General features: G+C 71.2%; 19 protein-coding genes. 15 read left to right on the top strand and 4 right to left on the bottom strand.

From position 1 onward, the window contains the following. Nucleotides 1-158: 158 nt before the first annotated feature. Nucleotides 159-671, top strand: a complete 513-nt coding sequence (locus FB559_RS06100) for a hypothetical protein (protein WP_141954176.1) — start codon at nt 159-161, stop codon at nt 669-671. 126 nt (nt 672-797) lie between these two features. Here FB559_RS06100 and FB559_RS06095 read toward each other — a convergent pair whose 3' ends face one another. Continuing rightward, on the bottom strand, nt 798-1739 hold the full coding sequence (locus FB559_RS06095) for a LysR family transcriptional regulator (protein WP_141954173.1): 942 nt from the start codon (nt 1737-1739) through the stop codon (nt 798-800). Between the two features lie 79 nt (nt 1740-1818). Here FB559_RS06095 and FB559_RS06090 point away from each other — a divergent pair, with 79 nt between their 5' ends. From FB559_RS06090 to FB559_RS06080, 3 genes are read left to right on the top strand one after another with little or no spacing between them, the layout of a single operon-like run. Further along, nucleotides 1819-2556, top strand: a complete 738-nt coding sequence (locus FB559_RS06090; RefSeq protein WP_141954171.1) for a succinate dehydrogenase cytochrome b subunit — start codon at nt 1819-1821, stop codon at nt 2554-2556. Beyond that, a complete protein-coding gene (locus tag FB559_RS06085; protein WP_141954168.1) occupies nt 2553-4493 on the top strand; it encodes a fumarate reductase/succinate dehydrogenase flavoprotein subunit in 1941 nt (646 codons plus the stop codon). The genes FB559_RS06090 and FB559_RS06085 overlap by 4 nt, the downstream gene beginning before the upstream one ends. Next, nucleotides 4490-5233 carry a succinate dehydrogenase/fumarate reductase iron-sulfur subunit gene (locus tag FB559_RS06080; protein WP_141954166.1) on the top strand — a complete coding sequence of 248 codons (744 nt, stop codon included), beginning with the start codon at nt 4490-4492 and terminating at the stop codon, nt 5231-5233. The genes FB559_RS06085 and FB559_RS06080 overlap by 4 nt, the downstream gene beginning before the upstream one ends. Before the next feature lie 72 nt (nt 5234-5305). Here FB559_RS06080 and FB559_RS06075 read toward each other — a convergent pair whose 3' ends face one another. Further along, a complete protein-coding gene (locus FB559_RS06075) occupies nt 5306-5647 on the bottom strand; it encodes a YciI family protein (RefSeq protein WP_141954163.1) in 342 nt (113 codons plus the stop codon). A gap of 191 nt (nt 5648-5838) precedes the next feature. On the opposite strand from FB559_RS06075, the gene FB559_RS06070 reads away from it, so the two are divergent. The 7 genes from FB559_RS06070 to FB559_RS06040 all read left to right on the top strand — a co-directional run bounded on the left by FB559_RS06070 (nt 5839) and on the right by FB559_RS06040 (nt 14934). Then, a complete protein-coding gene (locus FB559_RS06070; protein WP_141954161.1) occupies nt 5839-7422 on the top strand; it encodes a peptide ABC transporter substrate-binding protein in 1584 nt (527 codons plus the stop codon). A gap of 1 nt (nt 7423) precedes the next feature. Beyond that, nucleotides 7424-8350 carry an ABC transporter permease gene (locus tag FB559_RS06065; protein WP_141954159.1) on the top strand — a complete coding sequence of 309 codons (927 nt, stop codon included), beginning with the start codon at nt 7424-7426 and terminating at the stop codon, nt 8348-8350. A gap of 32 nt (nt 8351-8382) precedes the next feature. Further along, the gene (locus FB559_RS06060; RefSeq protein ID WP_141954157.1) at nt 8383-9309 is read left to right on the top strand and encodes an ABC transporter permease; all 927 of its coding nucleotides are present in this window, start codon (nt 8383-8385) and stop codon (nt 9307-9309) included. Beyond that, nucleotides 9306-10370 (top strand): ABC transporter ATP-binding protein, encoded by a 1065-nt coding sequence (locus FB559_RS06055; protein ID WP_221639900.1) that lies wholly within the window; start codon nt 9306-9308, stop codon nt 10368-10370. Before FB559_RS06060 ends, FB559_RS06055 begins: the two co-directional genes overlap by 4 nt. Continuing rightward, nucleotides 10360-11352 (top strand): ABC transporter ATP-binding protein, encoded by a 993-nt coding sequence (locus FB559_RS06050; protein ID WP_141954155.1) that lies wholly within the window; start codon nt 10360-10362, stop codon nt 11350-11352. The genes FB559_RS06055 and FB559_RS06050 overlap by 11 nt, the downstream gene beginning before the upstream one ends. Before the next feature lie 76 nt (nt 11353-11428). Then, nucleotides 11429-13108 (top strand): ABC transporter ATP-binding protein, encoded by a 1680-nt coding sequence (locus FB559_RS06045; protein WP_141954152.1) that lies wholly within the window; start codon nt 11429-11431, stop codon nt 13106-13108. Beyond that, nucleotides 13105-14934, top strand: a complete 1830-nt coding sequence (locus tag FB559_RS06040) for an ABC transporter ATP-binding protein (RefSeq protein ID WP_141954150.1) — start codon at nt 13105-13107, stop codon at nt 14932-14934. Before FB559_RS06045 ends, FB559_RS06040 begins: the two co-directional genes overlap by 4 nt. Here FB559_RS06040 and FB559_RS06035 read toward each other — a convergent pair. Further along, entirely contained in the window at nt 14918-15493 is a 576-nt protein-coding gene (locus FB559_RS06035; protein WP_185792057.1) for an arsenate reductase/protein-tyrosine-phosphatase family protein, read from the bottom strand. The genes FB559_RS06040 and FB559_RS06035 overlap by 17 nt on opposite strands. A 37-nt stretch (nt 15494-15530) precedes the next feature. Beyond that, complete coding sequence (locus FB559_RS06030) at nt 15531-17615, bottom strand: S9 family peptidase (RefSeq protein WP_141954146.1); 2085 nt, start codon at nt 17613-17615, stop codon at nt 15531-15533. A 105-nt stretch (nt 17616-17720) separates the two neighbouring features. Between FB559_RS06030 and FB559_RS06025 the strand changes: the two genes are divergently transcribed. The 4 genes from FB559_RS06025 (at nt 17721) to FB559_RS06010 (ending at nt 20976) form a co-directional block, all read left to right on the top strand. Beyond that, entirely contained in the window at nt 17721-19115 is a 1395-nt protein-coding gene (locus FB559_RS06025; protein WP_141954143.1) for a serine/threonine-protein kinase, read from the top strand. Further along, the gene (gene mshB, locus FB559_RS06020; protein WP_141954141.1) at nt 19112-19963 is read left to right on the top strand and encodes an N-acetyl-1-D-myo-inositol-2-amino-2-deoxy-alpha-D-glucopyranoside deacetylase; all 852 of its coding nucleotides are present in this window, start codon (nt 19112-19114) and stop codon (nt 19961-19963) included. The genes FB559_RS06025 and mshB overlap by 4 nt, the downstream gene beginning before the upstream one ends. Before the next feature lie 39 nt (nt 19964-20002). Beyond that, nucleotides 20003-20407, top strand: coding sequence for a DUF6113 family protein (locus FB559_RS06015; RefSeq protein ID WP_141954139.1), 405 nt, complete (start codon nt 20003-20005; stop codon nt 20405-20407). 62 nt (nt 20408-20469) lie between these two features. After that, nucleotides 20470-20976 carry a flavin reductase family protein gene (locus tag FB559_RS06010; RefSeq protein ID WP_141954137.1) on the top strand — a complete coding sequence of 169 codons (507 nt, stop codon included), beginning with the start codon at nt 20470-20472 and terminating at the stop codon, nt 20974-20976.

The raw sequence follows: 20976 nt of genomic DNA, 5'->3' as shown, positions 1-20976 counted from the left end.
TCCGGTTGTGTAGGCGGGGTGGTGAGGCCGGCCACCCCTTCGCGGGAACGCCACACGAGACGCTTCCGCCTCACTACGATGCGGGGCCAGAGACCGAGACGTCTGTGACGGGAGTGTCGATGCGGGGCCGGAGTGCCTTCGGGCCGGGAGCCTATGTCGTGCGTCATGCCTGGTGGGGGCCTGTCATCCCGGCCGTACTCGGCGTGGCGCTCATCGTCGGGTTCGTGATCGGCGTGACCGGGCGTCCGGCCCGGCTGAACTGGCGTCCCGGGCCGCACCTGAACCCCTGGGACTGGGTCGTGTACGGCGCGCAGTGGCTGATGCCGCTCGCGGGCCTGGGTCTGCTCGTCTTCGCCGCCGTGGCCGTGCGCCGCGTGGTCCGCGGGGCAGTCGCCTTCGCGGTCGCCGAGCGGGGCGTGTACTGGTGCCCGTCGGGCCGGCGCGCCAAGGGTGAGTGGTTCGACTGGGCGGAGGTCACCGCGATCGAGTTCCACTCGGCCGAGGGTGGCTCCGCCGGCCGGGGCGCGGTGGCGCTGCGCGGCTGGGCGCCCGAGCGCGAGGACCGCCCGCGACTGGTCTCGACCCGGCTCGGCGGCTGGCGGATCGCCCCTCACCGGCTGGGCCGGGCACTGCGGGAGTTCGCCCCCGACGTGGAGGTCATCTCCGGCTGATGCCGGGGGACCCGCGTGACCGCCCGCCATGCGGGTCCTCGCAGGCGTTCCGCGTACACCGATCGTGACCCTCGACCGCGGGTGCGGGAGCCGTACGGGAGGGCGCTCGGCAGCGATCCCTTCGCCTCAGCCGGTTCCGGCCGGACCGGTGCGGTGGACGCCCGGCGGGAGTTCGCCGCGCGTCTCGGCGTCGGTGAGGAACCCGAGCAGCGTCTCGCGGAACGCCCGCGCGGCGTGCGTCGGATGGACGTCCTTGCGGTGCGCCAGCGCGATCGTGCGCTGCAGGCCCGGTGGTGCCAGCGGCGTGCCGGCCAGGCCCGGCCGGCCCGACAGGACCATCGAGGGCACCACGGCCAGCCCGAGTCCCGCCTCGACGAAGCGCAGGACGGCGTCCATCTCACCGCCCTCCACCGCGAACGTCGGCTCGAAGCCGGCCTGCCGGCAGGCCGCCTGGGTCGCTTCGCGCAGGTCATATCCCTGCCGGAACATCACCAGCGGCTGCCCGCGCAGGTCCTCGATACGCAGGTGTGAATGCCTCGGCGCGTCCGCGGCAGGGGAGACGACGACCAGGTTCTCGCGCAGGATCGGCGTGGTCTCCAGCGCCGGGTCCGTGCTCTGCAGCGGCAGGATGATCAACGCCAGGTCGAGGTGCCCGCGCGCCAGGTCGCGTACGAGGTCGCGTGAGCCGCCCTCGTCCACGCGCAGCTCGATGCCGGGATACCGGCCGCGGAAGCGGGCCAGCGCGTCGGCGAGCAGGCCCGCGAACAGCGAGGGGGTGGCGCCGAGACGTACCCGCCCGCGGCGCAGGCCGGTGAGGTCCTGTACCTCGCGCCGGGCCGTCTCCACGTCGGCGAGGATGCGCCGCGCCAGCGGGAGCAGCGCGTCACCGGCGGGCGTCAGCGCGATGTTGCCCCGTGCGCGGCTGAACAGCGGCGCGCCGAGCTCGGCCTCCAGCGTCCTGATCTGCTTGGACAGCGACGGCTGCGCCACCCGCAGCGTCTCCGCCGCGCGTGTGAAGTGCCTCACCTCCGCGACCGCGACGAAGTAGGCGAGTTGCTGTAGCTGCACGCTTCATAGCCTACGGCTATCGAATCGAGCGGAATCATGTCTTGGACGCACCGACGGATCCAGGCATAGCTTCCGAGACGTGTCGACCAGATCCAGCACGGTGCCCCCTCCTCCGCGGGTGACGCCTCCCCGGGCGCTTCCGCGGAGGCTGTACGGCTCGTCCGTCGGCAAGAAGGCCGTCATGGCGGTGACCGGGGCGATCCTCGTGCTGTACCTCGTCGCCCACATGGCCGGCAACCTCAAGATCTTCCTGGGGCGCGACGCGTTCGACCACTACGCACACTGGCTGCGCACGATCGGCGAACCGGCCCTCCCGCACCGCGTCTTCCTGACCGTCACCGAGGTGGTGCTCACCGCCGCGGTGATCCTGCACATGTGGTCGGCGGTCTCGCTCGCCCGCCGGGCACGCAAGGCACGACCGGTCCGGTACGCGGCGCGCCCCGCGGCGCACGAGCACCGGTACGCCACGCACGTCATGCGCTACGGCGGTGTCGTCATCCTGCTGTTCGTCATCTGGCACCTGCTGGACCTGACGTTCGGCGCGGTCAACCCGAAGGGCGGCGGCGCGGAGCCGTACGACAAGGTCGTCGCCGACTTCGCCCCCTCCCACTGGTACGTCACGGTCTTCTATGTCGTCGCCGTGGTCATGGTCGGGCTGCACCTGCGGCACGGCCTGTGGAGCGCCTTCCAGACGCTCGGCTGGGGACGGCAGGGCCGCTACCGCGGCCTGCGGCTGCTCGCGGACACGGTGGCGGCCCTGCTCGTGATCGGCTTCGTGTCCGTGCCGGTCTTCGTCACGATCGGAGTGGTGTCATGACCGAGTTGTTCACCGAGGGCGCGCCGATCCGCGACGAAAGGGCGCCGGACGGGCCGATCGAGGAGCGCTGGGACAGGCGGCGTTTCGGCGGAAAGCTGGTCAACCCGGCGAACCGCCGGAAGCTGTCGGTCATCGTGGTCGGCACCGGCCTGGCCGGCGGCTCGGCCGCCGCGACACTGGGCGAGCTGGGCTACCAGGTCAAGTCCTTCTGCTACCAGGACAGCCCGCGACGTGCGCACAGCATCGCCGCGCAGGGCGGCATCAACGCCGCCAAGAACTACCGGAACGACGGCGACAGCGTCCAGCGGCTCTTCTACGACACCGTCAAGGGCGGCGACTACCGGTCACGTGAGTCGAACGTCTACCGCCTCGCGCAGGTCAGCGTCGAGATCATCGACCAGTGCGTGGCGCAGGGCGTGCCGTTCGCCCGTGAGTACGGAGGACTCCTGGACACCCGCTCCTTCGGCGGCGTGCAGGTGTCCCGGACCTTCTACGCTCGCGGGCAGACGGGCCAGCAACTGCTGCTCGGCGCGTACCAGGCGCTGGAGCGGCAGGTCGCGGCCGGCACCGTGGAGATGTTCACCCGCCACGAGATGCTCGAGCTGATCACCGTCGACGGCGTGGCACGCGGCATCGTCGCGCGCGACATGGTCACCGGCGAGATCGAGACGCACACCGCCGACGCCGTCGTGCTGGCCTCGGGCGGATACGGCAACGTCTTCTTCCTGTCCACCAACGCCAAGGGCTGCAACGTCACCGCGACCTGGCGGGCCCACCGCAAGGGCGCGTTGTTCGCCAACCCCTGCTACACCCAGATCCACCCGACCTGCATCCCGCAGAGCGGCGAGCACCAGTCGAAGCTGACGCTGATGTCAGAATCGCTGCGCAACGACGGCCGCGTCTGGGTGCCCCTGCGCGGTGGCGACACCCGTGCGCCCGGCGACATCCCCGAGGACGAACGGGACTACTACCTTGAGCGGTTGTACCCGTCGTTCGGCAACCTCGTGCCGCGCGACATCGCCTCCCGCGCCGCCAAGAACGTCTGCGACGAGGGCCGCGGCGTGGGCCCCGGTGGCCTCGGGGTCTACCTCGACTTCGCCGAGGCGATCGGGCGGCTCGGCCGCGACGCCGTCGCCGAGAAGTACGGGAACCTGTTCGAGATGTACGAGCGCATCACCGGCGAGGACCCCTTCGAGGTGCCGATGCGCATTTACCCGGCCGTGCACTACACGATGGGCGGGCTGTGGGTCGACTACGACCTGGAGTCCACCATCCCGGGCCTGTTCGTCATCGGCGAGGCGAACTTCTCCGACCACGGCGCCAACCGGCTCGGCGCGTCCGCGCTGATGCAGGGCCTGGCCGACGGCTACTTCGTACTGCCGAACACCATCAGCGACTACCTCGCGCGCGGGCCGCTGCCGAAGGTCGGCGACGACCACGAGGCGGTCGTCGCGGCCCGTTCGGCGGTCACCGACCGCATCGAACGGCTCCTGTCGGTCGACGGCGACCGTACGCCGGACTCCTTCCATCGCGAGCTCGGCGCGCTCATGTGGGAGTACTGCGGCATGGAACGCAGCGACGAGGGCCTGCGCAAGGCCATCGACCGGATCCGCGAGCTGCGCGCGGAGTTCTGGAACGGCGTCAAGGTGCCGGGGGAGAACGAGGAGCTCAACCAGGCGCTGGAGAAGGCGGGCAGGATCGCGGACTTCTTCGAGCTGGCCGAGCTGATGTGCGTCGACGCGCTGCACCGCACGGAGTCCTGCGGCGGCCACTTCCGCGCCGAGTCCCAGACGCCGGAGGGCGAGGCCCTGCGCGACGACGACAACTTCGCCTACGTGGCGGCCTGGGAGTACACCGGCGCCGGGGAGCCCCCGGTCCTCCACAAGGAGAACCTGGAGTACGAGAACGTGAAGATGGTCCAGAGGTCGTACAGGTGAAGCTCACACTGAAGGTCTGGCGGCAGAAGGACGCGGCCGACAAGGGGCGGATGGTTCCGTACGAACTGGACGACGTCTCGCCGGACATGTCCTTCCTGGAGATGCTCGACGTCCTCAACGAGAGACTGATCCTCGACGGGGAGGATCCGGTCGCGTTCGACCACGACTGCCGTGAGGGCATCTGCGGCATGTGCTCGCTCGTCATCGACGGTACGCCGCACGGCCCGCAGCAGGCGACGACCACCTGTCAGCTGCACATGCGCCATTTCGAGGACGGCGACGTCATCACGATCGAGCCCTGGCGCGCGGCGGCGTTCCCGGTCATCAAGGACCTGGTCGTGGACCGCTCGTCGTTCGACCGGATCATCCAGGCCGGCGGCTATGTCAGCGCCCCGACGGGTTCGGCGCCCGACGCAGCGGCCCTCCCGGTGCCGAGGGCCGACGCGCACGACGCCTTCGACGCCGCCACCTGCATCGGCTGCGGCGCCTGCGTCGCGGCCTGCCCGAACGCCTCGGCGATGCTCTTCACCGCCGCGAAGGTCACCCACCTGGGCCTGCTGCCGCAGGGCCAGCCCGAACGCCATGACCGCGTCACCTCGATGGTCGCCCAGATGGACGCCGAAGGGTTCGGCGGCTGCACCAACACCGGCGAGTGCACGGCGGTCTGCCCGAAGGGCATCCCGCTGGAGACCATCTCCCGCCTCAACGCCGACCTGCTCAGGGCGGCCACCCGGGGCTGAGAGCCGAAGGGCTCCAGAGAGCTCACGGCCCGGGAGGCGGGAACGTCCCCCTTTCCTCCCGGGCCGTGTACGTCACTCGCCCCAGAACGGCCGGATCTCGACCGAGCCGAACCGGGCGACCGGGTGCTTGGACGCGATCTCGATCGCCTCGTCGAGGTCCTTGCACTCGATCAGGTCGTAGCCGCCCATCTGTTCCTTCGTCTCCGCGAACGGCCCGTCGGAGACCATCACCTGCTCGTCGCGTACACGGATGGTCGTGGCCTCGCTCACCGGCCGCAGCCGCGAGCCCTGGAGGCGGACTCCGCGTCCGTCCATCTCCTCGACCCACGAGATCGCCGAGGTACGCATGTCCTCACTCTCCTCGTTGGTCGGCACCACGGACTCGTCACCGCAGATCAAGAGCATGTAACGCATGACTTCCTCCTTTGTGTCGGCAACCGACCGACGAACGGGGACCCGCGCGACGGACATCTTCGGTACGTTTTTGTTCGCCGCCCACCACTGGTAGGAATATTTCAATCTCGAAACATTTTCGGCAAAGATCTTCCGCCTGTTGCCGCACCTTGGCCAAGGTAACTCCCACCTGCGGCGCACATGGAGGCTTGATGAAGGTCAAGGGGATGCTGGTCGGCTTCGTCGCGGTCGCGCTGGCGGCGTCGGCCTGCGGTGGTGGCGGGGGCGGGTCGGGCGACAAGCCCAAGACCTTCACGTTCGCGAACATCGAGCCGGAACACCTGATCCCCGGCAACACGAACGACTCCTACGGCCTGAGCGTCGAGACCGCGCTGTTCGACACGCTGATGACGCTCGACTCGACCGGCAAGCCGGTGCCGCAGGACGCCGAGTCGGTGACCTCGACCGACCAGAAGGTCTGGACGATCAAGATCAAGCCGGGTCTGACCTTCCACAACGGCGAGCCGGTGACCGCGCAGAGCTTCGCCGACGCCTGGAACGCCACGGCCGACGCGACGAACGCCTGGGGCGGCAACTACTACCTGTCGACGATCGACGGCTACGACGACCTCAACCCCGACAGCGGCAAGCCCAAGACGCACACGCTCAAGGGCCTCAAGGTCGTCGACCCGCAGACCCTGCAGGTGACGCTGAAGCAGCCGTTCAGCCAGTTCCCCTACATCTTGTCCTACATCGGCACCGCGCCGATGCCCAAGGCCGCCTTCACCGACCTCAAGGCGTACGAGCAGAAGCCCATCGGCAACGGGCCGTTCATGATGGACGGCTCCTGGGAGCACAACCGCCAGATCAAGACCAAGAGGTACGACGGCTACAAGGGTCCCCGCCCGGCCAAGTCCGCGGGCGTGATCTTCAAGACCTACGCCAGCCGCGACGCCGCGTACACCGACCTGCGGGCCGGCAACGTCGACTTCGACACCCAGATCCCGGCGGCCAAGGTGCCCGAGGCCAAGCGTCTCCTCGGCGACCGCTTCCTGAGCGTGCCGAGCGGCACCATGGACTTCCTGGAGTTCCCGCTCTACGACCCGGCCTTCAAGAACCCGGACCTGCGCAAGGCGATCTCCATGGCGATCGACCGGCAGGCCATCGTGAATGCGGTCTACAACGGGACCTTCAAGCCGAGCGGCTCCCTGCTCGCGCCGATCGTGCCCGGCTACCGCGCCAACGCGTGCGGCGACACGTGCACCTACAACCCCCAGGCGGCCAAGCAGCTCTACGACCAGGCCGGCGGCTACAAGGGCACGCTGCACCTGATGTTCTCCAACGCCGACCCGACGTACGAGCAGTGGATGACCGACGTCGCCAACCAGCTCAAGCAGAACCTCGGCATCAAGGACATCACCTTCGACAAGGTCCAGGCGTCGGACTACATCAGCAAGCTGGTCGACCACAAGGGCACCGGGCCGTACCGCAGCAACTGGACGATGGACTACCCGAGCCCGGAGGACTACCTGACGCCGCGCTGCAGCAAGCCGAGCCGCAGCGGGTACGACGGCACGGCGTGCGAAGCTCTGATCATGAAGGCCAACGCCGCCAAGACCCCGCAGGAAGCCCAGCAGTACTACCAGCAGGCCGAGGACCTGGTGCTGAAGGACCTGCCGACCACTCCGCTGTGGAACTGGCAGGACCAGGCCGGTCGCTCCAGCCACATCGGCGACGTGCACGTCGACCCGTACGTGACCACGCTCGTTCACCTTGACCAGGTGACGGTCAAGTAGCGTGTGGCGCTACGTCGTACGGCGCCTGCTGCAGATGGTGCCGGTCCTGATCGGCACCACTCTGCTGATCTACCTCGCGGTGTTCGCGCTGCCCGGTGACCCGATCCGGGTCCTGGGCGGCGACAAGCCGATGCCGCCCTCGGTGTACGAGGCCCTGCGCCACCACTACCACCTGGACCAGCCGCTGATCGTCCAGTACGGGCAGTACCTGTGGGGCCTGGTGCACGGAGACTTCGGGGAGACCCTCACCGGCCAGCCCGTGTCCGACGTGATGAAGGCGGACTGGGCGGTCACCGCCCGGCTCGCCGTCACGGCGTGGATCTTCGAGCTGGTCATCGGCATCGCCCTCGGCGTCTGGGCCGGGCGCCGCAAGGGCGGCATCGCCGACACCGTGGTGCTGAGCGGCACGACGCTCATCATCGCGATCCCGGTCTTCGTGCTGGCCTACTCCGCGCAGCTGCTGTTCGGCCTGAAGCTCGGGTGGTTCCCGACCGCCGGGATCGACGACGGCTGGCCGTACAGCTATCTGCTGCCCGGGATCGTGCTCGGCTCGACCAGCCTCGCCTACATCGCGCGGCTGACCCGGACCAGCCTGGTGGAGAACTCCCGCGCGGACTACGTGCGCACGGCGGTCGCCAAGGGACTGACCCGCCGGCGCGTCCTGATCCGGCACACGCTGCGCAACTCACTCATCCCGGTGATCACCTTTCTCGGCGTCGACCTCGGCTCGCTGATGGCGGGGGCGATCGTCATCGAGGGGATCTTCAACCTGCCCGGGATCGGGGGACAGATCTACACCGCCATCCAGATCAAGGACGGGCCCACGGTCGTGGGCATCGCCACGCTTCTCGTACTCGTCTACCTGTTCGCCAACCTCGCGGTGGACGTTCTGTACGGCGTCCTCGACCCGAGGATCCGCTATGAGTGAGAGCAGGTCACCCCTCCGGCTAAGGAGGGCCCATGAGTGACACGACCGAGATCGCCGCCACCGCGCAGACCGGGGCGGTGGTCGACGGCGCGTCCGCGTCGCTGTGGAGCGACGCCTGGCGCGAGCTGTGCCGCCGGGTGACGTTCTGGGTCGCGGTCGTGATCCTGACCTTCATGGGGCTGCTCGCGGCGTTCCCGTCGCTGTTCACGGGCCTCGGTGCGAACGACAAGTGCGACGTCCGGCAGGCCAAGCTGCGGCCCGCCTCGTGGAACCCCTTCTCGGGCGGCGCCCACCCGTTCGGCACCGACAGCCACGGTTGCGACTACTGGGCGCAGATCGTGCACGGGACCCGCGCGCCGATCGTCGTCGGCTTCCTGGTGACCGGCATCGCGATCGCCCTCGCCATCGTGCTGGGCTCCCTTTCCGGCTACTACGGACGGATCCTCGACGCGGTGCTGTCCAGGATCACCGACATCTTCTTCGGCCTGCCGCTGCTGCTCGGCGCGGTGGTCATCCTGACCGCGTTCCCCTCGCACGGGATGTTCTCCGAGTCGTTCGTGCTCGGCCTGCTGTGGTGGCCGACGATGACGCGGCTGATGCGCGGCCAGGTGCTGTCGGTGCGCGACGCCGACTACGTGCAGGCCGCGCGGATGCTCGGCGCACGCGATGCCCGCATCATGGCCCGCCACATCCTGCCGAACGCCGTCGCGCCCGTTTTCGTCTACGCGATGCTCAACGTCGGCGTGGTGATCGGCTACGAGGCCACGCTCGACTATCTCGGCGTCGGCCTGCAGTACCCGACGGTGTCGTGGGGACTGCAGCTCAGCCAGGCGCAGGAGATCTTCACCGACTACCCCTACCTGCTCATCTATCCCGCCGTGTTCCTGACCGCGACCGTGCTGAGCTTCCTCCTGCTCGGCGACGCCGTACGGGACGCGCTGGACCCGAAGCTGCGATGAGCGACGACGAGGGGAACGCCATCATGAGCCCGCTCCTGGAGGTCGAGGACCTGCACGTGGAGTTCCGCTCGCGCGGTGCGTCCGTGCCGGCGGTCAACGGGCTCTCCTACACGCTCCACGAGGGCGAGACGCTCGCCATCCTGGGGGAGTCCGGGTCCGGCAAGAGCGTGAGCGCTCAGGCCGTGATGGGCATCCTCGACACGCCGCCCGCCCACATCACGAAGGGCTCGGTACGGTTCCGCGGCACCGAGCTGCTGGGCCTGCCCGAGAAGAAGCGCCGCGCCTACCGGGGCGCGCAGATCGCGATGATCTTCCAGGACGCGCTGTCGGCGCTGAACCCCGTGCACCGGGTCGGCGACCAGATCGCCGAGATGCTGATCGTGCACCGCAAGGTGTCGCGTACGGAGGCGCGGAAGCGCGCGGTCGACCTGATGGACCGGGTGCGGATCCCGTCGGCGGCCGAGCGGGCGGGTGACTTCCCCCATCAGTTCTCCGGCGGCATGCGGCAGCGCGTGATGATCGCGATGGCGCTCGCCCTGGAGCCGGACGTGCTGATCGCCGACGAGCCCACGACGGCGCTCGACGTCACCGTGCAGGCCCAGATCATGAAGCTGCTCGCCGAGCTGCAGAGCGAGATGGCGATGGGCCTCATCCTGATCACCCACGACCTCGGTGTGGTGGCCAGCGTGGCCGACCGCATCGCCCTGATGTACGCCGGCCGCGTCGTGGAGGAGGCCGACGTGAACGACCTGTACGCCCGGCCCGCACACCCCTACGCGGAGGGCCTCCTCGCGTCCGTGCCGCGCATCGACGTGCGCGACCGTCAGCTGACGCCGATCAAGGGCGCCCCGCCGAACCTCGTCGCCATTCCCGCAGGCTGTCCCTTCCATCCCCGTTGCCCCCGTGCGAGAGAGCGCTGTTCGGGTGAGATTCCCGAACTCCGTCTCGTACGGGACGGTGAGGGCGCCCCTGACCGGTCCGGAGCCCGGTCCGGGGCGCCCCCACGGGGGCCGCACCGAAGTGCGTGCCATTACGCGGAGGAGGTCTCCGATGGCCGATGAGATCCTTTCCGTCCAGGCGGTGACCAAGCACTTCCCGCTGACCCAGGGCGTGGTCTTCCAGCGCCAGGTCGGGCAGGTCAAGGCGGTCGACGGGGTCTCCTTCGAGCTGCGCCGAGGCGAGACGCTCGGCCTGGTCGGCGAGTCGGGCTGCGGCAAGAGCACGCTGGCCAGGCTTCTGATGGGAGTGGAGCGGCCGACCTCCGGCAGCGTGCACTTCGAGGACCGCGACATCTTCGCCCTCTCCCGTTCGGAGCTGCGCCGGCTGCGCCGCCGCATGCAGATGGTCATGCAGGACCCATACACCTCGCTCAACCCGCGGATGACGGTGGGCGACATCGTCGGCGAGCCGTTCGCGATCCACGGCGACCCCGAGGGCGGCCGGTCGACCCGGGTACGCGAGCTGCTGGAGATCGTCGGACTCGAACCCGACCACGTGAACCGCTACCCGCACCAGTTCTCCGGCGGACAGCGGCAGCGGATCGGCATCGCACGCGCCCTCGCGCTGCGCCCCGACGTGATCATCTGCGACGAACCGGTGTCCGCGCTCGACGTCTCGGTCCAGGCCCAGGTCATGAACCTCCTCGCCGACCTGCAGCGGGAGTTCGGGCTGTCCTACGTCTTCATCGCCCACGACCTCGCCGTCGTCCGGCACATCTCCGACCGCGTCGCGGTGATGTACCTGGGCAAGATCGTCGAGATCGGCGACGAGGAGCAGATCTACGACCACCCCACGCACCCGTACACCCAGGCGCTGCTGTCCGCCGTCCCGGTGCCGGACCCCACGCGGCCCAGCGGGCAGATCGTCCTGGAGGGCGACGTGCCGAGCCCGACGAACCCTCCGTCCGGCTGCCGGTTCCGCACACGCTGCTGGAAGGCCGAGGATCTCTGCGCCCGCGAGGAGCCCGCGCTGGAGCCGCGTACCGGCAGCGGCTCACCGCACCCGAGCGCGTGCCACTTCGCCACCGAGGCGGCCCGCTCCTGAGAAAAAGGGTTCGCGGCTGATCAAAGCCCATGGGTAACGTCGGGAGGCCCACTCCTTCCCGGTCATGGGATTCGCCATGCGCTCTTTGCCAGTACCCGACCCCGGCACGCCCGATCGCCGATCGCCGGCGCGCTATCTGCTGTGGGCGGCCCGTGCCCAGACCGCCTCGATGGTGGGCGGCGCCGCCTGGGGCGTCCTGTGGATGGTCACGCAGGCGCTGATGCCGGCGACGATCGGCCGGGCCATCGACGAGGGCGTCACTCCGAAGAACACCGACGCGCTGCTCGCCTGGTCCGGCGTGCTGTTGCTGCTCGGCCTGGTCCAGGCCGTCGCGGGCGTCATGCGGCACCGGTTCGCGGTCACCAACTGGCTGGGCGGGGCGTTCCGCACGGTCCAGGTGACGAGCCGTCACGCCGTACGCCTCGGCGCGACGCTGCCCAAGCGCCTGGCCACCGGTGAGGTGGTCAGCGTCGGCATCGCGGACGTCTCCCACATCGGCGGCGCGATGGAGATCACGGCGCGCGGCACCGGCGCGATCGTGGCGATCATCCTGGTCGGCGCGATCCTGCTGTTCACCTCGCTGCCCCTCGGCCTGATCGTCCTGATCGGCGTCCCGTTGATGGCCGCCATCGTCGCCCCGATGCTCCGGCCGCTGCACCACAGCCAGCGGCACCAGCGGGACCTGCAGGGCGAGCTGACGAGCAGGTCCACCGACATCGTCTCCGGCCTGCGCGTCCTGCGCGGCATCGGTGGCGAGCAGGTCTTCGCCGGCCGCTACCGCGAGGAGTCGCAGGCGGTGCGCGCCGCCGGGGTGCGGGTCGCGCACGCCGAGTCGCTCCTGGAGGGAGCGCAGGTCGTGCTGCCGGGCCTGCTGGTGGCCCTGGTCACCTGGATCGGCGCGAGGTTCGCCCTGTCGGGCCAGATCACGATCGGCCAGCTCGTGTCCTTCTACGGATACTCGGTGTTCCTGGTGGAGCCGATGCGGACCCTCACCGAGGCCGCCGACCGGATCATCAAGGCCCATGTCGCCGCACGCCGCGTGATCCGCATCCTGAACACCGAGCCGGAGCTGGCCGACGAGGGCACGGCCACGAGGGCCTCCGGTGACCTGGTCGACGAGGCGTCCGGGCTGACCGTGCGCCAGGGACGGCTGACCGCCGTCGCGGCGGCCTCACCGGAGGACGCCCAGGCGATCGCCGACCGGCTCGGCCGGTTCAGCGACGGAGTGGTCACCTGGGGCGGTGTGCCGCTGCGCGACCTGACGCTGCCCGCCGTACGCGAGGCCGTCCTGGTCGCCGATCCCGGCGCGCGGCTGTTCTCCGGGCCGCTCCGGACCGAGCTCGGTACGGCCGACCCCGAGGACGCGCTGTACGCGGCGTGTGCCACCGACATCGTCGAGGAACTCCCCGACGGCCTGGCGGCCGAGATCGCCGAGGGCGGCCGGGAGTTCTCCGGCGGCCAGCAGCAGCGGCTCAAGCTCGCCCGCGCCCTCGTCGCCGACCCGGAGGTGCTCATCCTGGTCGAACCCACCTCCGCGGTGGACGCCCACACCGAGGCTCGTATCGCGGGACGGCTGGCCGGCATCCGCAGCGGGCGTACGACGGTCGTCTGCACGACCAGCCCGCTCGTCCTCGACTGGGCCGATGAGGTGGCGTTCGTGGAGTCGGGCCGGGTCAGCGCGGCGGGCTCACACCGCGAGCTCCTCGCCACCGCCCCCCGCTACGCCGCGACCGTGACAAGAGAGGACGAGGGATGACCGACATCCGCGAGGAGCCGTCCGGTGAGCGTGCCGCCGGGCGGCCACCGGATCCGCAGGAGCACATTCTGCCCGTCGCGACGGCCGCCCAGGTGCGGGCGTACGCGCGGCGGCTGACGCTCGCCTACCCACGTCAGCTCGGCCTCGCGCTGGGCCTGCACGGGCTCTCCGCCGTCGCGGGGCTGGCCGCTCCGCGCCTGCTCGGCGACCTCGTCGAGGACGTGCGCGGTGGGTCCTCCCCCTGGACCGTCGACCGGATCGCGATCGCCATCGCGGTCTTCGTCGTCGCGCAGGGGGTGCTGCTGCGGTTCGCGGTGTACGCCTCGGCGCGGCTGGGGGAGAAGGTCCTCGCCCGGCTGCGCGAGGAGTTCGTCGACCGCGTCCTGGAGCTCCCGCTGTCCACCGTGGAGCGTGCCGGGACCGGCGACCTGGTCACCCGCACCTCCCGTGACGTCGACATCCTGTCCCGTAGCGTGCGGCACGCGGTGCCGGAGACACTGATCGCCATCGTGACCGGGGTGTTCGCGATCGGCGCGCTGGTCCTCGTCGGGCCGCTGACCGCGCTGCCCTGCCTGATCGGGGTGCCGCTGCTGTGGTTCGGCACCAAGTGGTACCTGCGGCGGGCCCGCGACGGCTATCTCTGGGAGAACGCCGCGTGGGGCTCGGTCACCGCCGGGCTCACCGAGACGGTCGAGGGCGCGCGTACGGTCGAGGCGCTGCGGCTGGAGCGCCGCCGCGTCGCCCGTACGGACGCCGACATCGCCGGTGCCTGGGCGGCCGAGCGTTACACGCTCAGCCTGCGGACCCGGTGGTTCCCGATGGTCGAGATCGGTTACGTCCTTCCGGTGGTGGCGACGCTGCTGGCGGGCGGCCTGCTCTACGCCCACGGCCTCGCCTCGCTGGCGCAGGTCACGGCGGCGACGCTGTACGTCCAGCAGCTCATCGACCCCCTCGACCGGCTGCTGTCGTGGATCGACGAGCTCCAGGTCGGCGGAGCGTCGCTGTCGCGGCTGCTGGGCATCTCGGCGGTGCGCGCGGAACCCGCGCTCGCCGCCGGGCGGCCCGCGGACGAGCGGATCACCCTCGACGACGTGCGGTACGCCTACCGCGAGGGCCACGACGTGCTGCACGGCGTGGATCTGCGGCTGCGGCCGGGGGAGCGGCTCGCCATGGTCGGCCCGAGCGGCGCGGGCAAGTCGACGCTGGGCCGCCTGATCGCCGGGATCCTCCGGCCGCGCACCGGCACGCTGGCGCTCGGCGGCGTACCGCTGGCGGACCTGCCGCTGGAGGAGCTGCGCGGGCACGTCGCACTCGTCACCCAGGAGCACCACGTGTTCAAGGGCACGGTCCGCGACAACCTGGTGATGGCCAGCCCGGACGCCTCATCCGCCGAGGTGGAGACGGCCCTGAGCGCGGTCGAGGCGGACTGGGTCAGGGAGCTGCCGGACGGCCTGGACACCCAGGTCGGCACCGGGGGCGTGGAGCTGTCGCCGGCCCAGGCCCAGCAGCTCGCCCTGGCGCGGCTGGTCCTCGCCGACCCGCACACGCTCGTCCTGGACGAGGCGACGTCGCTGCTCGACCCGCGCGCGGCGCGGCACCTCGAACGCACGCTGTCCGCCGTGCTCGACGGGCGTACGGTCGTCGCGATCGCGCACCGCCTGCACACGGCGCACGACGCGGACCGGGTCGCGGTGGTCGAGGACGGCCGGATCGCCGAGCTGGGCGGCCACGACGAGCTCATCGCCGAGGACGGCTCGTACGCCGCGCTCTGGCGGTCCTGGCACGGGGTGCCCGCGGAGAAGAGCGCGGTCAGGAACGAGGCGTGAGGAGCGGCCGCAGCAGCGTGCCGACCTCACCGAGGAGGAGTGCCGCACAGGCGTGGTAGCCCTCATCCGGGCCGCCGTACGGATCCGGCACGTCGTCCACGCCCGCCCAGGGCAGGACGGTCCGCCGCCGGCCTGCGGCGGCCACGAGCGCGCGGGCGCGGGCGGCGACGCCGGCGTCCGCGGGCGGCGCCTCGCCTCCGGCCAGCCGCGCGAACTCCCGCAGCGCGAACGTCTTGTCGCGTGCCTCGGGGCTGCCCGCCAGGATCGCGTCGCGGTGCCCCTCCTCCATGGTGAGCACGAGGTCGGCGGCGCCGACGATCGCGGGGGTCAGCCGCCGGCCGCGGTGGCCGTCGTCCTCGATGCCCAGGGCGTTCAGCGCCGCGGCCGACCCCGGAGCGATCGGGCTGCCCTCGTGCCCGTACACACCGGCGCTCTCGACGGTGATGGAGGCGGCGCCGGGCCCGTACGCGCGCAGGGCCTGCCGGATCATCGCCTCGGCCATCGGCGAGCGGCAGATGTTGGCCGTGCAGACGATGACGATCCGGAACTCATCCCCCATGCCCGGCATCCTAGGTGGACACCGGGCATGGGGCGCTTTACAGGGCGTTCTTCAGGAAGTCGACCTGCAGGAGCATGAGGTTCTCCGCGACGACCTCCTGCGGGGTCATGTGCGTGACACCGGACAGCGGCAGCACGCTGTGCGGCAGGCCGGCGGCGAGCAGCGCCGAGGAGAACCTCAGCGTGTGGGCGACGACGACGTTGTCGTCGGCCAGCCCATGGATCACCAGCAGCGGGCGCATGGTCCGTACGCCCTCGCTGTCGGTCACGGCGCGGATCAGGCTCGCCCGGTCGTACGGCTCCGGGTCCTCGGCCGGGTTGCCGAGGTAGCGCTCGGTGTAGTGGGTGTCGTACAGCGTCCAGTCCGTGACCGGGGCGCCCGCCACCGCGGCGTGGAACACGTCGGGACGGTGCAGCACCGCCAGGGCGGCGAGGTAGCCGCCGAACGACCAGCCGCGGATCGCCACCCGCGACAGGTCCAGCGGGAAGTGCTCGGCGGCCGCGTGCAGGGCCGCCACCTGGTCCTCCAGCACCGGTCCGACCACGTCGCGGTGGATCGCGCGCTCCCACGCCGGCCCGCGAGCCGGTGTGCCGCGCCCGTCGGCGACGACCACGGCGAACCCCTGGTCGGCGAGCCACTGCGACTCGGCGAAGGCGCGCCGCGTCGCGAGCACACGCTGGGCGTGCGGCCCGCCGTACGGGTCCATGAGCACCGGCAGCGGCTCGTCACCGGTGTAGCCCGACGGCAGCAGCACCGCGGTGCGGATCTCCCGCTCGCCCGCGCGGATCAGGTTGACGTTCACCTCGATGCCGGGCGTCTCGGCATGAGAGGCGATCTCACCGAGGGACCGCCCGGCGCGCATGACCGTCGTCTGGACGCCGAACCGGTCGAGCAGGCCGCCGGTGATCACGGTCGTGCCGCCCTTGCGGCGGCCGCCGAAAATGCCGCTGCCGGCGCTCAGCCGGGTGAGCCCGCTCCCGTCGTAGGCCCATACGTGGATCTCGGTGGGTTCGTCGGAGGCGGTGAACAGCACCGTGTCGCCGTCCACGCCGAGCACGGAACGCACCTGCAGGCCACCGGGCGTCACGGGCTCGCCGTCGACGAGCAGCCGGCGGGCGGTGTCGTCCTCGGAGACCCACACGAGGCCGCCGCTCGCGGTGCGTGCCGGCACGCCGGGCACGATGTCCAGCCAGACCGGGTCGGTGTCCTCGCGTACGAGCGTCGTCCGCCCGGTCGCGGGGTCCGCGGACAGGATCCGCATCACCTTCTGGTCGCGGGTCTGCACGACGAGAAGCACGCCTGTGCCGTCCCAGCTCGCGTCGACGAGGTAGGGGTAGGCCTCACGGTCCCACTCGACCGGCTGCCGGCCGCCGTCGAGGCGCAGTACCACCAGGGAGACGTCGGCGTTGGGCGTGCCGGCGGCCGGGTAGGCGACCTCCACCGGCGTGCGGCCGGGGTTGGCCGGGTCGGCGATGTGCCAGCGCTGTACGGGGGACTCGTCGACGCGGGCCGCGAGCACGGCCTCGCCGTCCGGCGCCCACCAAAAGCCCCGCATGCGCTGCATCTCCTCGGCGGCGACGAACTCCGCCAGGCCGTAGGAGATCTGCTCGTCCTCGGGCTCGGCCAGCGCACGGTCCGCGCCGGACGCCACCTCGATCACCCGCAGCGCGCGACCGGAGACGTACGCGACGCGGCGGCCGGTGGGGTCGGGACGTGGGCCGAAGACGGGCGTGGCGGCGTCGAGCGCGCGCACGTCCTTGTCCAGGTCGGTGACGAACAGCCGCCCGGACAGCGCGAAGGCGGCCATCGTCGGCGCCGCGTCGGTGGCGAACGCGGTGACACCGCCCGCCTGCTCGCGGGCGCGTTCGCGCCGGGCGCGTTCCTCGTCCGGCAGGTCCTCCTCGCCGGGCAGGTCGAGCGCGCGGGGGTCGACGACGAGACGCTCCTCGCCGATGCCCTCGTCGCCGACCTCGACCGTCCACAGGCATGTGACGGGATCGGTACCATGCCGAGACCGCAGAAAGACGACGCGCGAGCCGTCGGACGACACGAGGAAGCCGCGCGGAGCGCCGAGAGTGAATCGCCTGGTTCGAGCGCTCTGCCGTGGGAAGCTGATCGTCATGCCTCCGATCCTGCCAGCCGCACGCCGGTGTCGCGTAGCGGGCCTTCACTCCGCACGAACGGCTACGGTGACAGTGAACCGCCGACTTCCAATACAGGAGCTTTGATGCCGGAGGGCCGTCCACTCAAGCCGGGCGACCCGGCGCGGCTGGGTTCCTACACTCTGACCGCGCGTCTGGGGGAGGGCGGCCAAGGAGTCGTCTACCTCGGAGAGTCCGAATCGGGCGATCAGGTGGCCGTCAAGCTGCTCCGCGCGGACCTCGCCGACGACGACACCGCGCGCACCCGCTTCCTGCGCGAACTCGAGGCCGTCAAACGGGTCGCGCGGTTCTGCACGGCGCAGGTCCTGGACGCCGACGTCGAGGGCGACCGGCCCTACATCGTCAGTGAGTACGTCCCGGGCCCGTCACTGGCCCAGCTCGTCTCGTCCGACTCGCCGCGCTCCGGCGCCGACCTCGAACGCCTGGCCATCGGGACCGTCACCGCACTGGTCGCCATCCACCAGGCGGGCATCGTGCACCGCGACTTCAAGCCGCAGAACGTCCTCATCGGGGCCGACGGCCCGCGCGTGATCGACTTCGGCATCGCGCGGGCGCTGGACGCCGCCGCCACGATGACCAACTCGGCCATCGGGACGCCGGCGTACATGGCGCCCGAGCAGCTGCTGGCGCAGGAGATCACGCCCGCGGCCGACCTGTTCTCCTGGGCCTCGACAATGGTGTACGCCGCCACCGGCCAGTCGCCGTTCGGGCAGGACACGGTCATGGCGGTGATCCACAGGATCGTCAACGAGCCGCCCGACCTCGGCACGATGGAGGAGCCCCTGCGCGGCATCGTCGCCGACTGCCTCGCCAAGGATCCCGCGGAGCGCCCGCCGACCCAGACGCTGCTGATGCGGCTGCTCGGCGAGGAGGGCGTCACACCCGCCGTACCCGTGGCCGCCGACCCGGAGACCGCGATCATGGGTCAGGGCGCGGCCTTCGCCGGCACGATGCCCCGGGCGGGCATGCTCCCGCCGGCGCCGACCGGTCCGACCAAGATCGCCGGCGCCGCACGCACGCCCTCCACGCGCGCGGCCATGGCGGCGCTCGCCGGCCTGCTGCTCGCCGTGGTCGTGGTCGCCGTGGTCTGGGCCGCCTCACGCGGTGGCGACCACCCGTCGGGCGGCGGGGGGCAGACGCCGGGCCCGTCGAGCGCGCCGGCGTCGTCCGCCAAGCCCGAGCAGCCGATCCTGCCGACGCCACGGCAACACTCCAGCCTGCCCCCCACGGACAGCGGTGAGCCCGAGCCCTCGTCGTCGCCGTCGAAGACGCGTCCCGGCGGTGGCAGCACCCGGCCCGGTGGCGGCACCAGCTCCGAGCCGGGCGATGGCGACACGACGGGTCCGGGTGACGGCGGCGGGAGCGAGGACCCCGGTGACGGCGGCGGCGGTGGTGGTGGAGGTGGCGGCGCCGGCGGTGGCGGCAAGGCGACCCAGCCCGCGGTGGAGGCCACCCGATGAGCGCCGACCGGCGGATCCTGTTCGTGCACGCGCATCCGGACGACGAGTCGATCGAGACCGGCGCGACGATGGCCAAGTACGCCGCCGAGGGCGCCCACGTCTGCCTGGTGACGTGCACCCGCGGCGAGGAGGGCGAGGTGATCCCCGAGGATCTGCGCCATCTGTCCGGGGACGCGCTCGGCGAATACCGCACCGGTGAGCTGGCGCGGGCCTGCGCCGCCCTCGGCGTCGAGGACCACCGCTACCTCGGCGGCGAGGGGCGCTGGCGCGACTCCGGGATGATGGGCACCCCGTCCAACAACGACCCCCGGTGCTTCTGGCGTGCCAACGTCGAGGAGGTCACCGCCGAGCTGGTCCGGGTCGTACGCGAGGTGCGCCCGCAGGTCATCGTGACCTACGACGACAACGGGTTCTACGGCCATCCCGACCACATCCAGGCCTATCGCGTGGCCTGGCGCGCCTTCGAGCGGGCGGCGGACGCGTCCTACGGCGAGGGGGAGCCGTGGGCGCCTTCCCGTTTCTACGCCACCGCGATTCCGATCACCTCGCTGGAGGCGGGGGTGGGCCGTGGCCCGTTCAAACGGGTCGGTTCGGTGCGGGAGTTCGGTTTCGGGGTGCCCGATGCTCAGGTGACGACGCGGATCGAGGCCGGCGCCTCACTGCCCGCCAAGGTGGAGGCGATGCGCTCGCACGCCACCCAGATCACGATGGCGCCGCCGTACTACGCGCTGTCCAACGACGTGGGAGTGCCCATCCTCGACGCGGAGTACTACACCCTCCTGGCCGGGGAGTCCGGCATACCGGGAGAGGACGGGCGCGAAACCGGTCTCTTCCACCCGGTAACCTGACGCGCTGTGGAACAGACGATGGGTCCCTACCCTCCGCCCGTGCCCACCCCGGAGTCGGCGTTCCTGGTCGGGATCGCCTACGGGGTGCTCGCCGTGCTCGGGGTCCTGCTGGGGGTGATCGGCTCGTTCGAGTTCTCCTGGCAGGCCGGGAGCGTCCCCGTCGCGGCGATCGCGCTGTCCGTGCTGAACCTCGCGGTCTTCCGCGCGGCGGGCTGGGCGATGGAGAGCAGGCTCGGCGCCGTCGTCCCGGCCGCTCCCTGGATGATCATCCTGGTCGTGCTGTCGAGCCGCCGGCCCGAGGGCGACCTCGTCGTGACCGGCACGGCTCCGGGCTATGTCTACATGTTCGGCGGCGCGGCCGCGGCTCTGGTCGCCATCGTCTGGACCCGCTCGTCGCGGTCGTGGTTGCTCAACGGTGCGCCGCAACCCCCGGGGATCCGATAGCCGACTGGCCGGTAACATCCCATGAGGGCCGTTGCCCGGAGCCGCTTGAGGAGTACGCCACCATGCCGATGTCCGCGGGAGTCGATCCCGAGGAGTATCGCCGCGTGGTCGGCCGTTTCGCCACCGGCATCACGGTCGTGACGACGGTCCTGGACGGGGCGGCCCACGCGATGACCGTGAACGCCTTCACGTCCGTCTCGCTCGAACCGACCCTCGTGCTCTTCTGCGCCGAGAAGATCGCGCGCTTTCACGACCTCGTCTCCGGCGCGGACACCTGGGCCGTCTCGGTGCTGGGCGAGGACGCGGAGGAGGCGTCGCGCTGGTTCGCGACGCGGGGGCGGGAGATCGAGGGGCAGCTGAACGGCTGGGCGTCCCATCCCGGCCCGCACACCGGCGCCCCCATCTTCGAGGGCGCCATCGCCGCGCTCGAGTGCCGTACGCATGGCGTCCACGACGGCGGGGACCACAGCATCGTCGTCGGCGAGGTGCTCGGTGTCAGCCTGCCGAACCCCGATGGCAGCCCCCTGCTGTACTACGACGGGAGCTACCACCGGGTCCATCCGCGCTGA

Origin of the sequence: Actinoallomurus bryophytorum (assembly GCF_006716425.1) — a bacterium.
GTDB classification, from domain to species: domain Bacteria; phylum Actinomycetota; class Actinomycetes; order Streptosporangiales; family Streptosporangiaceae; genus Actinoallomurus; species Actinoallomurus bryophytorum.
The sequence above is the reverse complement of the archived record's forward strand: the minus strand, read 5'-3'. Positions and strand labels throughout refer to the sequence as shown.

What these genes read in the sequence shown, in the direction of transcription:
- FB559_RS06035 (WP_185792057.1), bottom strand. Translation starts at nt 15,493, where the DNA reads ATGGGGGATGAGTTCCGGATCGTCATCGTCTGCACGGCCAACATCTGC.
- FB559_RS06085 (WP_141954168.1), top strand. Translation starts at nt 2,553, where the DNA reads ATGACCGAGTTGTTCACCGAGGGCGCGCCGATCCGCGACGAAAGGGCG.
- FB559_RS06025 (WP_141954143.1), top strand. Translation starts at nt 17,721, where the DNA reads ATGCCGGAGGGCCGTCCACTCAAGCCGGGCGACCCGGCGCGGCTGGGT.
- FB559_RS06060 (WP_141954157.1), top strand. Translation starts at nt 8,383, where the DNA reads ATGAGTGACACGACCGAGATCGCCGCCACCGCGCAGACCGGGGCGGTG.
- FB559_RS06030 (WP_141954146.1), bottom strand. Translation starts at nt 17,615, where the DNA reads ATGACGATCAGCTTCCCACGGCAGAGCGCTCGAACCAGGCGATTCACT.
- FB559_RS06040 (WP_141954150.1), top strand. Translation starts at nt 13,105, where the DNA reads ATGACCGACATCCGCGAGGAGCCGTCCGGTGAGCGTGCCGCCGGGCGG.
- FB559_RS06070 (WP_141954161.1), top strand. Translation starts at nt 5,839, where the DNA reads ATGAAGGTCAAGGGGATGCTGGTCGGCTTCGTCGCGGTCGCGCTGGCG.
- FB559_RS06050 (WP_141954155.1), top strand. Translation starts at nt 10,360, where the DNA reads ATGGCCGATGAGATCCTTTCCGTCCAGGCGGTGACCAAGCACTTCCCG.
- mshB (WP_141954141.1), top strand. Translation starts at nt 19,112, where the DNA reads ATGAGCGCCGACCGGCGGATCCTGTTCGTGCACGCGCATCCGGACGAC.
- FB559_RS06055 (WP_221639900.1), top strand. Translation starts at nt 9,306, where the DNA reads ATGAGCGACGACGAGGGGAACGCCATCATGAGCCCGCTCCTGGAGGTC.
- FB559_RS06045 (WP_141954152.1), top strand. Translation starts at nt 11,429, where the DNA reads ATGCGCTCTTTGCCAGTACCCGACCCCGGCACGCCCGATCGCCGATCG.
- FB559_RS06075 (WP_141954163.1), bottom strand. Translation starts at nt 5,647, where the DNA reads ATGCGTTACATGCTCTTGATCTGCGGTGACGAGTCCGTGGTGCCGACC.
- FB559_RS06010 (WP_141954137.1), top strand. Translation starts at nt 20,470, where the DNA reads ATGCCGATGTCCGCGGGAGTCGATCCCGAGGAGTATCGCCGCGTGGTC.